General features: G+C 38.7%; 14 protein-coding genes. 3 read left to right on the top strand and 11 right to left on the bottom strand.

What is annotated here, in order from left to right; translation table 11 throughout:
* Window positions 1-120: 120 nt before the first annotated feature.
* The 3 genes from BUA72_RS04950 (at window position 121) to BUA72_RS04935 (ending at window position 2,434) form a co-directional block, all read left to right on the top strand.
* Complete coding sequence (locus BUA72_RS04950; protein WP_034728854.1) at window positions 121-723, top strand: 1-acyl-sn-glycerol-3-phosphate acyltransferase; 603 nt, start codon at window positions 121-123, stop codon at window positions 721-723.
* A gap of 55 nt (window positions 724-778) precedes the next feature.
* Window positions 779-1,210 carry a PaaI family thioesterase gene (locus tag BUA72_RS04945; RefSeq protein WP_034728852.1) on the top strand — a complete coding sequence of 144 codons (432 nt, stop codon included), beginning with the start codon at window positions 779-781 and terminating at the stop codon, window positions 1,208-1,210.
* A gap of 258 nt (window positions 1,211-1,468) precedes the next feature.
* Window positions 1,469-2,434 carry a chorismate-binding protein gene (locus BUA72_RS04935; RefSeq protein WP_072922013.1) on the top strand — a complete coding sequence of 322 codons (966 nt, stop codon included), beginning with the start codon at window positions 1,469-1,471 and terminating at the stop codon, window positions 2,432-2,434.
* A 226-nt stretch (window positions 2,435-2,660) separates the two neighbouring features.
* On the opposite strand, the gene BUA72_RS04930 is transcribed toward BUA72_RS04935, so the two are convergent.
* The 11 genes from BUA72_RS04930 to BUA72_RS04880 all read right to left on the bottom strand — a co-directional run bounded on the left by BUA72_RS04930 (window position 2,661) and on the right by BUA72_RS04880 (window position 13,163).
* The gene (locus BUA72_RS04930; protein ID WP_034728849.1) at window positions 2,661-2,855 is read right to left on the bottom strand and encodes a hypothetical protein; all 195 of its coding nucleotides are present in this window, start codon (window positions 2,853-2,855) and stop codon (window positions 2,661-2,663) included.
* 5 nt (window positions 2,856-2,860) lie between these two features.
* Window positions 2,861-3,463, bottom strand: coding sequence for a MarC family protein (locus tag BUA72_RS04925; RefSeq protein WP_047449212.1), 603 nt, complete (start codon window positions 3,461-3,463; stop codon window positions 2,861-2,863).
* A 44-nt stretch (window positions 3,464-3,507) separates the two neighbouring features.
* Window positions 3,508-5,247, bottom strand: coding sequence for a BatD family protein (locus tag BUA72_RS04920; RefSeq protein ID WP_072922012.1), 1,740 nt, complete (start codon window positions 5,245-5,247; stop codon window positions 3,508-3,510).
* On the bottom strand, window positions 5,247-5,996 hold the full coding sequence (locus BUA72_RS04915) for a tetratricopeptide repeat protein (protein ID WP_051891283.1): 750 nt from the start codon (window positions 5,994-5,996) through the stop codon (window positions 5,247-5,249). Before BUA72_RS04915 ends, BUA72_RS04920 begins: the two co-directional genes overlap by 1 nt.
* 102 nt (window positions 5,997-6,098) lie before the next feature.
* Window positions 6,099-7,106 carry a vWA domain-containing protein gene (locus BUA72_RS04910; RefSeq protein ID WP_047449218.1) on the bottom strand — a complete coding sequence of 336 codons (1,008 nt, stop codon included), beginning with the start codon at window positions 7,104-7,106 and terminating at the stop codon, window positions 6,099-6,101.
* A complete protein-coding gene (locus tag BUA72_RS04905) occupies window positions 7,106-8,098 on the bottom strand; it encodes a VWA domain-containing protein (RefSeq protein WP_072922011.1) in 993 nt (330 codons plus the stop codon). Before BUA72_RS04905 ends, BUA72_RS04910 begins: the two co-directional genes overlap by 1 nt.
* Window positions 8,091-8,987: a BatD family protein gene (locus tag BUA72_RS04900; protein ID WP_410493295.1), complete on the bottom strand. Its 897-nt coding sequence runs from the start codon at window positions 8,985-8,987 to the stop codon at window positions 8,091-8,093. The genes BUA72_RS04905 and BUA72_RS04900 overlap by 8 nt, the downstream gene beginning before the upstream one ends.
* A 31-nt stretch (window positions 8,988-9,018) precedes the next feature.
* A complete protein-coding gene (locus BUA72_RS04895; RefSeq protein WP_139259515.1) occupies window positions 9,019-10,689 on the bottom strand; it encodes a DKNYY domain-containing protein in 1,671 nt (556 codons plus the stop codon).
* A 23-nt stretch (window positions 10,690-10,712) separates the two neighbouring features.
* The gene (locus BUA72_RS04890; protein WP_072922008.1) at window positions 10,713-11,576 is read right to left on the bottom strand and encodes a DUF58 domain-containing protein; all 864 of its coding nucleotides are present in this window, start codon (window positions 11,574-11,576) and stop codon (window positions 10,713-10,715) included.
* Window positions 11,577-11,700: 124 nt separating this feature from the next.
* Entirely contained in the window at window positions 11,701-12,159 is a 459-nt protein-coding gene (locus BUA72_RS04885; protein ID WP_047449231.1) for a GNAT family N-acetyltransferase, read from the bottom strand.
* Complete coding sequence (locus BUA72_RS04880; RefSeq protein ID WP_072922491.1) at window positions 12,159-13,163, bottom strand: AAA family ATPase; 1,005 nt, start codon at window positions 13,161-13,163, stop codon at window positions 12,159-12,161. The genes BUA72_RS04885 and BUA72_RS04880 overlap by 1 nt, the downstream gene beginning before the upstream one ends.
* Between the last annotated feature and the right edge of the window lie 265 nt (window positions 13,164-13,428).

Here is a 13,428-nt window from a genome sequence, read left to right as displayed (position 1 = left end):
AGAAATTGTAATGAAGATCGCAGATTTAATCAGCGGTTTGTTTTAAGAGCGATAATATTTCAATATATTTGTAAAGTATAACCTGTTTGGTTATACTTTTTTGTTTTAATCTAACGATATATGAGAAAACTGATAGGTAAATTAATGTTAAAGATGCTGGGCTGGAAAGTCGTCCTGCAGGGTGATGTAAATAGCCTGAACCGATGTATCCTCGTGGTGGCACCACATACCCACAACATGGAGTATCTATTGGGAAATCTTGCCTACTGGTCTTTAGAAAAACCTTTGAAAATCATCATTAAAGATGCCCATACAAAAGCGTGGTACGGGGGCCTTGTAAGAGGTCTTGGAGGGATCGGAATCGACAGAAGTCAGAAAAATGATCTGGTGAATTTTGTGGCTAAACAGTTTGAAAAAGAAGATTTCAGTCTTGTGATCACCCCGGAAGGTACCCGAAGCTGGGTTCCAAAATGGAGAAAAGGATTCTATCATATGGCATTGGCGGCCAAAGTACCCATTGTACTGGCAGCAGGCGATTTCAAGAGAAATATCGTTTACTTAGGGTACACCATTCCTTACGAAAGAATTGCTTCTGTTCCTTTTTCCGAGATTATGGAAGAGATTCAGGATTATTACATTAAAAATGATATCGGACCCAAAATCCCGGCCAACTGGAACCCGAATATTATGGGAACTGGTACGGAGGACGAAGCCAAAAGCTAGAAGCAAAAAGCCATCATCCGATTATTAATCATCAATTATCATTCATACCAATACAATGAAAGGTCAGACTAAAGAAGAACTCCTTGTATTCCTTAACAGCTGGGGAAACGGGGTAACATTAGCCAAAACACTTGAAATACAATTCATCGATATCGACGTTGAAAATGAAACCCTGACCGCTACAATGCCGGTACAGCCAAAGGTACACCAGCCGTTCGGTATTCTGCACGGAGGAGCAAGCTGTGTGCTGGCAGAAACGCTGGGATCAAGTCTGTCTAATATTTTTATCGACGGCAGCAAATATTACGGTGTAGGAACGAATATCAATTCCAATCACCTTAAAAGCAAAAAAGATGGCATCGTAACGGCTACAGCACGTTTCATCAGAAAAGGAAAAACGATGCATGTTTCTGAAATAGAAATCAGGGATGAAAAAGGAATCCTCATCAATCATACCACGATGACCAACAATATCATTCTGAAATAGAGAAAAAAATCAAAAAAAAATAGAAGACTCAAAAAAATTGGGTCTTTTTTTTATGCTGAATTGTGATTTTTTACTCTTTAAAATTGCCTTTTCAAATTCGACACACTGGTCTGTAAAAATCGGGAACATTTCCGTAAAAAAATCTGCTTTTAATTTTGACATTTTTAAGACTAATAATACCTTTGCTGAAAGGAAAATCAATCTGGAAATTTCCTATACTATTTCCAGTTGATGATTTTCAAAATCCATCCATAATTAATGATTTATTTCAAACTTCCTTTCGACGAAACGGTGTATTCAACCGATCAGAAACAAGACAAAGAATCCGTAAGTTTTCAGTCTTTTGATCTTTTGAGACAGATTACTTTTGAAGGTCATATCATCAACGCTTCCGGGCAGTTTGAGCATGATACAATTACGAATGAAAATTTGCTGAAAGATGAAAGTCATTTCAATGAAGAAACCAAAGACGAATATGTAAAGACCCTTCATGAGGTCATCGAGGTCATTAAAGACCATGATCTTCCTAAACTCGTCTACTCCAGAAGGAAAATCTTCACTGACTTTAACGAAATCGATTATAAGGAAAGTTTTAAAAAGCTCTGCACGTCTTACCCCAACGCCTTCAGATACCTCTTCAATGACGGAAAGAATGCCTGGATGGGTGCTTTTTCAGAGACTTTAGGAAAATTCAATAAAACAACACATCAGTTTGAAACCATGAGCCTTGCCGGAACACTTCCGGTATCTGAGGAATGGACAGAAAAGGAAATTGAAGAGCAAAAACCCGTTACGTCTTATATCAAGGACATTCTTGAAAATTATTCAGAGAACATAGAAGTATCGGAAACCTACGATCATATCTCTGGAAACATCAAACACCTCAGGACAGACTTCAAGGCCCGTATACAGCCTGAGGATCTCGACAGCCTGATCCATGACCTCCATCCTACTCCGGCAGTGTGTGGAATTCCAAAAGATTTCTGCAAACAGAACATCCAGAAGTTTGAAAAATTCCCACGTGAATTTTATGCCGGCTTTATTAAAGTAGAAACCGATGAAAGCGTCATGTATTTTGTGAATCTCCGATGCGCAAGACTGTATAAAGATTCCGTACACATCTTTGTAGGTGGCGGTATCACTGCACAAAGTGATGCGGAAAAAGAGTGGCGTGAAACAGAGCTGAAATCGGAGGCTGTTTTAAAGAATCTTGTGGTTTCTTAGTGAGAGGTGGCTTCGAGTACCTCAGCCACCCAGAGATTTTTGCCCTATTATTCCTGGATGTACACTTAATTTTATAAAGCGCACTTGGTGGTTGAGGCTCTCGAAGCCACATTCACCAATACCATACAGCACTGGTGGCTGAGGACCTCAAAGCCACCAGTAGTAAAAACAAAAACCTCTTTTCAACGAAAGAGGTTTTATTATATAGAATAATGTGATTCTGAGATTATTTCTTCACTCCGATCCTGCTCCATGTATCTAACACGAAAAGCAAAATCAAACCGAGAACTGCTGAAGCGATTGAAAATACAAACTTCAGGTTATCTTCTGATAAAAGATCCGTCTGCCAGTCTAATGCATAAAGATTGATGGCAATAAAAACGATAAACACAACTAGAAATACTTTATAAAACTTCTGCATGATTCTTAAAAATTAATATAGTTCTGCACCAATTGGGCAAAGTTAGCGGTGAATAATTTTATTGAAATCGCCAAAAGAATGATCCCGAAAACTTTCTGAAGAATAGACAGAGTTGCCTCCCCCATTTTGTTTTCCAGCCACTTCGCTGATTTCAGCACCAAATATACGAAAATTGTATTGAGAACAATTCCTAAAATAATATTAATGTCATGAAATTCAGCTCTAAGAGACAGTGTTGTGGTAAGGGTTCCTGCACCGGCAACCAGCGGAAACGCAATAGGGACGATGGATGCCGCCTTTGCTTCGGTGGTTTTGTTGATCTCGATTCCCAAAATCATTTCCAGGGCTATGATAAAAATCACAAAAGCACCCGCAATGGCAAATGAGTTTACATCTACTCCGATAAGCTTTAGGATTTTGTTTCCCACGAAAAGAAAAACAATCATGATCACCCCGGCAGTAATAGATGCTTTTCCGGCTTCTATCTGGCCAAACTTCTGCTGAAGGCTTACCACGATAGGAACAGAGCCTATAATATCGATCACGGCAAAAAGAACCATAAAGCAGGTAACGATCTCTTTAATAGAGAAATCATTAAATATTTCCATCTCTTTGTAATTAATAATTTCGCAAAAATATGAAAAAAAATTGATTATTTGCTAATTCGTGAATACAAATTAACAACTGCTTTTAAAAGTTCATCCATTCCCTCTGCAGATTTCAAAGGTGAGTATTTCTCAATTTGAATTCTTTGCAACAGATTTCTGTACTCCTCTGCTACGGAAGATCCTTTATGACTTTCCAAAAATGTTCTGAACTCCTCTGAAGAACTCTTGAAATACTGGTTTCTTACTTCAAGATCCATTTCTTCCAGCGTATCAAAGAACTTTTGATAGTCTCCGTTATCTTTAAGATTTTCAAGGTAGCTGAAATAATCATTGATATCCGTCTTCAGTGTTTCTCTGATTTCTTTTTCTGTTTCTGCCACAGAACCAAGCGGTTTCGGAGATGTTGTTTCTCTAACTAACGCTCGTTTTTTTTGCCAAGTCTTGAATAGTAAGTAGATCACAAACAATCCTACAAGAATCGCAATATTGGTTAAAAGAATACTCCAGTGGAATTTACTTTTTTCTTTTACTTTAAATGTGGTTGTCTTTAGAACCGGCGTATTTACGGTTTCCAAAAGTGTGTTGGTGTATTCATTCACCTTTTCAACCGTAGTACGGGATTCAAGGATCTGGTCATGAGAAAATGCACTCAAGGCAAGGGTTTCCTGTCCAAGATCTACATATTCACGGCTTGCCGGATCAAAGAAGGCAAATTGCTCAGTCTGAATTGAGATAGGACCCGATTTTTTAGGAATCACTACATAATTCGCGAACATTTCCCCTTTCATACCTGTTGTTCCCGGAGCTACTTTTGATGTAATTTTCGGGGTAAAAACTTCATAGTCCGGAGACGCTAAGATTTTTGGAAGATACATATCGGGAAGGTTTCCTTCTCCCGAAACTTTGACAATCACATGGATCGGCTTTTCAACCTCTATCTTATCCTTTGATGCATTATACACATTCACACTGAAGTTTCCTACTGCATTTTTGAAGCATTCAGGCGATCCTTCAGGAAGTTTTTTTACATTAAGCTTTACTTTATTGGAAACAATTTTATTTTTATTCGCATAAGAACTTACCGATGCTGATACGGAAGGAACCTCTACATAGCCTGCTTCGTTAGGAAACACCATGAATACCGCCAAAGTCTGTGAAGCCATATTTCCTGCCCCGGAAGGATCAATCTCCGATTTGCTCATGCTTATCGCATGTACATTGATGTTATCCTGATTCGGAAGACGGACATCTTTCACCTTTCTGAAATTGTCCATATTTTTGGAGTACACCCTCAAAACTGCTATGGTTGGCTGATCCTGATACACCTCACGGTCCTCAATCTCCATATTCAGATACATCTCGCTGGCCATATTCGTAGCAAGAGATCTCTTTTCAATAATATCTTTTATATTGACGTCAAAAGGTTCGGTCTTGTAAATCTTGTTATTAACCGTTACCAATACGGAACCAATCTTCACCTTCCCTTTTTTCTTGGGCTCAAGAGCAATTCTGGTTACTTTTTGAGTTATAAGGGTATTGGTAGCCGGGTCGATCACAGTATTGGTTACTGATCCACTTCCAATAATGGTAAATTTTGAAAGATCGGGAAGCTGAAAACGGGTCTGTGGTTCAAGGTCCACTCCATTAAGTTCGAGAATAATCGTAAGGTTCACAATGTCCTTTCCATTATAATCTGTCTTATCAGACTCCATAAACAGGTTAACCTGTCCGTAAGAAATTACGGATGCAAAAATAAACAGTATGTAAATTAATTTCTGCTGCATCACCAATCTTTTTCGTTGCTCTGAGGCGTCGAATAAGAATTCTTATTTAAGATTTTTCTGGCGGTTTCTTTTTCTTTTTCGCTTACTTTATCTAATATGGCATTTTCCAAGTCTTTAGGGATCTTCCCTTCATTGTTCTGGTCCTGCTTAGGAGTATTCCCCTGATCGCTTTTCCCTTCATTCTGCGGGCCATTGCCCTGATCCTGCTTCTGATCTTTTTTATCGCCTTTCTGATCATCCCCTTTGTTCTGATCATCACCGCCGCCACCGCCTTTTCCTGAGTTATTCTTCTCGTTCTTTTGCTGCTGCTTTTCTTTTTCTTTCAGCTTGGCAATTTCAAAGTTCTTTCTCGTTGCTTCATTATAAGGATCCTGTTTCAGGGCCTGCTTATAATAATCAGCCGCTTTTTCCGGCTGGTTCATCTGCATATACGTGTTTCCAAGGTTGTGAAGGGCAGCCGTTTTATCAGGCAGGGTCTGTGAAAGCTTTTGTGCTTTGTCAAATTCTGCTTTGGCCTCTTCATACTTCTTGCTTTTATACAGTGCATTCCCCAGGTTATAATGAGCCGTAAAATCTTTTTCATTCTTTTTTACCGCCTCCATATACTTGGAAGATGCTCCATCATAATCTTTACCGTTGAATTTCTGATTGCCTTCATACACCAGTGTACGGTAGTTTTCCTGCCCAAACATGAGGTTTGAGAATGACAAAGCAATTAGAAACGATAAAAAAATGATTTTAGTATTCATCAAATGCAAAATTATTCGTTTATATGTTAATAAACAGACTTCTATTTGTTAAAGTTCGGTTAAAGTATTTATTTAAAATCTTGATAAACAAAGAATAAAATATTATACGTTGAAATCTTTTTTCGGGTTCAATATATAAATTAAAAAGAAGAAGAAAATGGATACTATTAAAAAATATTGATAATAATGATTCGCGTTCTGAGATCTCACCAAAGTCTGTGCAGAGGAAGCCTTTTTATTCATGGCATCGATGATCTTATTAGGCGCCTCATTGATGTTGTTTCCGTCGATATAGTCGCCTCCTGTAGATTCTGCCATCTTTTTAAGGGCTTCGGTTTGTCTTTTGGAAATAACCGTTCCTCCATCCATATCCGTTTTGTAGCCCATCAGCTGACCGAAAACATATTCCGGTACCGGTGCCCCTTCATCAGTTCCTATTCCTACCGATGTTATAGAGATTCCTTCTCTGTTAGCCAGTCTTATCGCTGCATTATCATTCCCTTCATTATCTTCACCATCACTCAGCAGGATGACCTTTCTTGACCCTTTGCTTACATTTTTAAATTTTTCAGCTGCCGCCTGCATTCCTTTCAGAAAATCCGTCCCCTGAATCTTCATAGAACTTGTCTCCAAAGCACTTATGTAAGTTTCCGCAGTTCCGTAATCTGTCGTAAGCGGCATAATGGAAACCGCTTCACCGGCAAAAATCACAATCCCGATCTTATCATTCTTCATCTTCTGCATGGTGCTCAACATCAGATTCTTTGCTTCCATAAGACGGCTGGGATCAATATCTTCCGCATTCATAGAATTGGAAACATCCAGCATAAAAATCACATTATTAAGCCTTTGATTGGTTTTCACTTCTTCCGAACCATTTAATAAATCGATAATGGAAAATATCAGGAAAAGTGTTCCCAAAAGATATAAAACAGGGAAAAATTTTGTAAATCCCGATCTGTTTTCAAATAAATTATCGTGAAACCTGCTGTCTGCAAAGATCTCTCTCTTTTTCTTTTTCCACTTCAGATAACGGACCAGAAAGAAAGACAGCAGCGGCAAAAGCAGCAGCAAAAGTAAATACCAGTAATTTCCTAAAGACCAATTCATCAGCTTAAAAATTTATATAATACCCATCGCAGCAATGCATCAAAAAACAGCATTCCCAATGCGATCCATAGGAAGATTTTAAAATATTCGTCGTAGTTGTACAGCTTGGAAACCTTAATGTCAGATTTTTCCAACTGGTTGATTTCATCATAAATTTCCTCCAGGCTGCTGTTGGAAGTCGCTCTGAAATACTTTCCTCCTGTAGTCTGTGCCACTTCTCTCAAAGTATTTTCATCAATCGTTACTTCAGTTTCCGTGAAAATCAGATCCCCGAAAATATCCTGTGAAGTAGGCATCAGTGCAAAACCATTGGTTCCGATCCCTATGGAGTATATTTTTATATTATTGTTTTTGGCCAGTTCTGCAGCGACTTGCGGAGGTATTGCATTTTGAATATTGCTTACTCCGTCCGTCATCAGAATCACCACCTTACTTTTAGCTTTGCTTTTGGTCAGGTGATTCACCGCTACGGAAAGTCCTTCACCTATCGCTGTTCCTGGTTCAAGACCTAAAGAATTAAGGTTTTTAATTTCATCGATAACCACCTGATGATCCGAAGTCACCGGTACTTTGGTAAATGCTTCTGCAGCATAAGCTACCACCCCTATTCTATCGTTCGGGCGCTTCTGAACAAACTTGATGGCGATATCTTTTAATGCAGTAATACGGTCCGGACTAAGGTCTTTGGCAAGCATACTCAGTGAAACGTCTATAGAAAGCATAATATCTACCCCTTTGGTATCATCCCGGTCCTGAGAGACGGTAAAAGTTCTCGGTCTGGCCATCGCAATAATCAGCGCTGAAAGAATGATATATTTCGAAAGTTTAAGCAAAACAAGCACTGCACGGATTCCTCCACTGTCATCCATATTCTGGATGGTAGGAACTTTTATGCCTTTCCTTTGCTTTCCGCCGGCATCTTTAATAAAAAGGGGAATAAATAGCAGAAAAAGCAGCAGGAACCACGGACTGTAAAATTCAAAATCAGGCATCCTTTCTTAAGTTTTCAAATTCTAAATCTTTTGATGATCTCTTCACAAAATCACGGATATCTGCAAAATCTTTCTCCATGGTCGTCTGATCAGGGAAAGTCTTGGCAAATTTCACCAGGTCTCCTCTTAAAAATACATCTTCCACGATCTTTTCGTTTTCCTGAGAAATGGTGTTGTTCTTTTTCATAACCTCAATAAGATCGTCGGTAAGAAGAACATCCGCCGGGAGATGGTACTGTTTGGCGATAAATGTTCTTGATATCTCTATTAATTCAACATAAAAGGAACGGAAATTACCCCCTTCAATGTATTTTTTCTTTTTTAAGGAATCAAGCTCTTTTAAAGTCTGATTGGTTGCAACCGCAGGTGAGCTTTTCGATTTTCTGCCCCATTTGATAAACATAATAACGGCAATAATCAGCGCAATCACAGCAAGGGCAGCGAGAATGTAAAATTTATAGAGTTCCCAATAATCTTTGGTTTCAAGCTTTACTTCTTTATTATTCATGATATCATTGATCTGATCGTCCTTTTGAGCGGTATTGATCACATCAATTTCATAAGGAATGGTTTTTAAAATCTTCCCTCCTACATTAAATTCCAGTTCGGGAATGGTAAATTTTCCCTCATCATAGACTGAAAACTCAATTTTTCTCTCGTAGAAATTCTGATTCTGTCCGATACTGTCTTTAATTTCCTCAAAATGGAAAGGAAGCAGCTCATTTTTAGGCGCAGCAATAACCTGTAAGTCATGTACATTGTCAATTTTAATCGTTAAACGATTGACTTCACCCAAAGCCAGGGTCTTCTTTTCGAGCTTCGAGGACAATATCTGTGAAAAAGCATTTCCACCGATAAGAAAAAATATAATTAAAAATATGTTCTGCAATTTCATTCTTTATATCAATACTGCCTTACTGCTAATAAACAGAAGGCTTTAATTCAAATTCTTTAATTCCGTCATGCCATCCCTCGGGAAGTTCCATGCCTAAATTCCGTATCACAACTTTGCCAGATATCATTACAAGCCAAAATCCTGAATCATTTCTGAACAGATAATAATTGGATGAAGGATTTCTGTCTAATCCACATCCGGGTCTGTATCCTGTAAACACACCCAAAAGTTCAGCATTTTTACTGTCTATTATTTTATAGTTCCCACTATAAATATAATCTTTATCCTTTAAAAAATTCCCGAAAGTTTCCACAGTCAGCGGATCTATTCCTTTTATTGTTGTCAATTTACTGTTTTCGCCATATCCGATATACCGGTATACATTCTTTGAATCTTTATAAAAATTCCAATTAGCCCCAATACTGGTAAAGCTTCCCGCATCTGCCTCTGTTTCCTGACCATGACAGTAGATCTTACCTTCTGCCAGATAAAGATTCTGGCTAAACTGCTTTTCTATCTTTCTGTTTTCTATTTCTTTTGACAAATTCAGAGTATTTTGTCTTGCTGCAGCCAGCTGTCCGTCTGTAAGGTTTTTATAAATAACCTTATTCCATGGATCGTACGCCTGATTTTTGTAGACAATATACCAGGAATTATCTGTTATAAAAAGATTCTGTTCCGAAACATCATCCGTATAATCAAAAGGGAACTGATCATTTACGGCTTTCTTCAGTTTTTCTGAATATATTTTTTTATAGACTCCTTTTTTGTCATAAAAGAAATCTGAGTGGGGAAGCATTCCAAAGGTCTTCGCATCCAGATCAGCATCCTGTTTTCCATCTGCCGTCCATATGGAATGACCGTCTGAAAGATAGGAGGAATTGACCTGATCCCATGCCTTCAGGTTTTTGAAATCTCCCTTTACCGGAAGTTTTTCCAGATTATAATAAACATTTTTTGCATCCACAGAAAACCTTCTCGACAGCGGCCGGATTGTTTTTGCATCCATTTCCGGATGCGGCCTCATATCTCTGGAGTATACTTTTGTTTTAGTTTTGGCCAGTGCTTCATTTACAGAAAACAAAACTTCATTATTCACTTTGGCTATTTTTCCATTAAAGTATAAATAGTTTTTGTCATAAAAATATTCCCTGCAGGCTTCAAATGCGGTCTTTACATCTGCATCCGGCATCTTTTTATCACGGTAATAGATGAAATTTTTATCTTTATAATAGTCACCATTCGCACAATAAGCCGGCACGAAGGTATCCGGATCCGAAACCTGGATCTGTGTAAAGTTTTTATATACTTTTCCCTTTACTTTCCAAAGTGCCTCCTGATGATCACCTATCTGCCCTATTATTTTAAATCCGGCTGTATCTATTTTAATATAATCTCCCTTATAATAAACTCCTTCTTTATCCAATGCAAAAAAGCCTTCGGAATTGTTTTTAGGAAAGGTGATATCATTTCCTTTTACCGGCAGGTATTTTCTGGTATTACAATCGTGATAAATAACGTTATTTTCATTACGGAGATAAACAGGCTCCATCACATATTTACACTGACTGGCCGGAACTTTCAAGCTACTATTGACCTCCGGTTCCACTACCGATACCTCAGAAATCACCGTTTTGTTTTGTCCAAAACAAAATACAGAAGGTAAAAGCAATAGTATAAAAGTGTTTTTATTCAATAGGAGAAAGTTTGTTATTAAAATTACTTCTTCTGGAAATAATTATACAGCATTTTAGAATAATCAGCACCGGTGCTCATGTTCATAAAACTGGCCGAGCTGTTGGCAAAATCTTCTTCCAGAGCGCGGACTTTCTGTTTTTGGGCTTCGGCAAACGTATACCTCCATCTTGCGCTGGACGTATTGGCCCAGACTTCTTTTCCTGTTTCGGCATCATGCAGGAGAGCATAGCCTACATCAGGAATCTCGTTATCTTTTTCGTCATAGATCCTCATTCCGAGCAGCTGATGTTTTTTGGAGGCTACTCTCAGCATTTTGGAATCATATGTATCTTCAAAATCCGAGAACAGAAAAACCAGAGATTTCCTTTTGAAAATCCCCATCATATATTCCATCGCCTTATCAATTTTCGACACAACAGGTACATAATCTGCCGTGAGAATATTACTGATGATCGAAAGAATATGTTTTCTGCCTTTCTGCGGCGGAATCACTTTATATACTTTATCAGCAAACAGGATCAGTCCTACTTTATCGTTATTTCCGGCGGCTGAAAATCCAAGGCTGGCAGCGATTTCAGCTACATATTCCCTTTTCAGCTGGTTTTTGGTTCCATAATCCATAGATGCGGAAATATCTACCACAATCATCATGGTGAGCTCTCTTTCCTCTTCCATCACTTTGACGAACGGCTCACGGAATCGGGCTGTTTTGTTCCAGTCTATTCTTCTGATTTCGTCTCCGAACTGATAAGGACGAACTTCCGAGAAAGTCATCCCCTGTCCTTTAAAAGCACTGTGATACTGTCCCATAAGTGAAGCCTCCGTCTTCTTTCGGGTACGGATTTCTATCTGCTTTACTTTTTTTACAATATCTTTTATTTCCATAATGTTGGTGCGGGTTTCGAGTTTTCGGGATTCGGGATTCGGGATTCGGGTTGCTGGTTACGGGGTTTCTGCCGCGCTTCCATCTTCCATCTTCCATCTTCTAACTTCCTTTCTTCCCTTCTCTTTAATCCTTCAGTTCAATCGAAACATTCAGCCATTCATTGTCAAATTTCGGGCTGTATTTTTTATAAAAATTAATGGCGGGTTCGTTCCAGTTCAATACCTGAAAAACCATTCCGCTGTATTGGTTTGATTTTCCGTATTCCAAAGTGGCATCAAACAAAAGTTTTCCGATCTGCTTTCCTCTCATTTTTTCAGTCACCACCAGATCTTCAAGATATAGTCTTCTTCCCTTCCAGGTTGAAAATCTGTCGTAATACAGGGAAATCCCTACTATTTCATTATTGAGTTCAGCAACAAAAGCTCCCCAAACCGGAGACGTACCGAAGCCATCTTCGATAAATTCATCCAACGTTAAAGTCACTTCATGAAGTGCTTTCTCATATTCTGCCAGTTCGCGGATCAGCTCCAGCATGGGAGCGCAATCTTCCTGAACCGCTTTTCTGATGACCACTTCACTCATTACGGTGCCTGAATTTTAGCCAATATTCTACTGACAATCTCTTCTGCTGTAATTTCTTCCGCCTCAGCTTCGAATGTAAGACCAATTCTGTGTCTTAATACATCCTGCGCCAATGCTTTTACATCTTCAGGAATCACAAAAGCTCTTCCCTTCAGAAATGCATACGTTCTTGATGCAATTGCAAGGTTGATGGATGCTCTTGGAGAAGCTCCGAATCCTATGTAATTTTTAAGTTCGGAAAGTCCGTAGTTTTCAGGATAACGCGTTGCAAAAACCATATCCAGAATATATTTTTCGATCTTTTCATCCAGATAGATCTGGTTGATGAGTTCTTTGGCATCTACAATATCCTGCAGTGAGATCACAGGCTTCACAGCAGGCTGGTGAGAGGTTGAAACCATTCTCATCACGGTTCTTTCGTCTTCAAAACTCGGATAATCGATTTTACATTTCAGCATAAAACGGTCGCTCTGAGCTTCCGGAAGAAGATAAGTTCCTTCCTGATCAATCGGGTTCTGAGTAGCCAATACCAGAAACGGTTTTGGAAGCTTCATGGTTTCGTCACCAATGGTTACCTGCTTTTCCTGCATCACTTCCAGCAGTGCCGACTGAACTTTTGCCGGCGCACGGTTGATCTCATCCGCCAACACAAAATTCGCAAAAACAGGACCTTTTTTTATGGTAAAATCGTTGTCTTTAATATTGAAGATCATGGTTCCCACCACATCCGCAGGAAGCAAATCCGGCGTAAACTGTATCCTTGAAAATTCACCGTGAACAGCTTCTGCCAGGGTTTTTATCGCCAGGGTTTTTGCCAGTCCGGGAACCCCCTCCAAAAGAACGTGACCATTCCCGAGAAGTCCCACCAAAAGGCGGTCTATCATATATTCCTGTCCAATAATCACTTTGTTGATTTCCTGTCTCAGAAGAGAAAATAAGTAGTTTTTTTCTTTTACTTTTTCCGTCAACTGGCGGATATCTTCGGCTTGATATGTATCTGACATAGCTTTAATTAAAATAAGTGGTAAATTTCTGATAAATACTGGCATTAATCAACATAATGAATGCCATTTTTGAGTTAAAGTTTGTTAAATATTCCGGGATTAATAAAGCAACGGGATGCCTATACAACAACTTTCACTGTATAAAATCAATTCATACAGTGAAAGTTACGGTAATATTTCCTTATAAAACAGAGTGTTAAATGGTCAATTTTGCTTCGCAAGTGAATGGTGAATGATTCTCTGCTAGTAAAAATTCACTATTGAC

The organism is Chryseobacterium sp. OV279 (assembly GCF_900128945.1).
In the GTDB taxonomy this organism is placed as follows: Bacteria; Bacteroidota; Bacteroidia; order Flavobacteriales; family Weeksellaceae; genus Chryseobacterium.
The sequence above is the reverse complement of the archived record's forward strand: the minus strand, read 5'-3'. Positions and strand labels throughout refer to the sequence as shown.

What these genes read in the sequence shown, in the direction of transcription:
- BUA72_RS04950 (WP_034728854.1), top strand. Translation starts at nt 121, where the DNA reads ATGAGAAAACTGATAGGTAAATTAATGTTAAAGATGCTGGGCTGGAAA.
- BUA72_RS04945 (WP_034728852.1), top strand. Translation starts at nt 779, where the DNA reads ATGAAAGGTCAGACTAAAGAAGAACTCCTTGTATTCCTTAACAGCTGG.
- BUA72_RS04935 (WP_072922013.1), top strand. Translation starts at nt 1,469, where the DNA reads ATGATTTATTTCAAACTTCCTTTCGACGAAACGGTGTATTCAACCGAT.
- BUA72_RS04930 (WP_034728849.1), bottom strand. Translation starts at nt 2,855, where the DNA reads ATGCAGAAGTTTTATAAAGTATTTCTAGTTGTGTTTATCGTTTTTATT.
- BUA72_RS04925 (WP_047449212.1), bottom strand. Translation starts at nt 3,463, where the DNA reads ATGGAAATATTTAATGATTTCTCTATTAAAGAGATCGTTACCTGCTTT.
- BUA72_RS04920 (WP_072922012.1), bottom strand. Translation starts at nt 5,247, where the DNA reads ATGCAGCAGAAATTAATTTACATACTGTTTATTTTTGCATCCGTAATT.
- BUA72_RS04915 (WP_051891283.1), bottom strand. Translation starts at nt 5,996, where the DNA reads ATGAATACTAAAATCATTTTTTTATCGTTTCTAATTGCTTTGTCATTC.
- BUA72_RS04910 (WP_047449218.1), bottom strand. Translation starts at nt 7,106, where the DNA reads ATGAATTGGTCTTTAGGAAATTACTGGTATTTACTTTTGCTGCTGCTT.
- BUA72_RS04905 (WP_072922011.1), bottom strand. Translation starts at nt 8,098, where the DNA reads ATGCCTGATTTTGAATTTTACAGTCCGTGGTTCCTGCTGCTTTTTCTG.
- BUA72_RS04890 (WP_072922008.1), bottom strand. Translation starts at nt 11,576, where the DNA reads ATGGAAATAAAAGATATTGTAAAAAAAGTAAAGCAGATAGAAATCCGT.
- BUA72_RS04885 (WP_047449231.1), bottom strand. Translation starts at nt 12,159, where the DNA reads ATGAGTGAAGTGGTCATCAGAAAAGCGGTTCAGGAAGATTGCGCTCCC.
- BUA72_RS04880 (WP_072922491.1), bottom strand. Translation starts at nt 13,163, where the DNA reads ATGTCAGATACATATCAAGCCGAAGATATCCGCCAGTTGACGGAAAAA.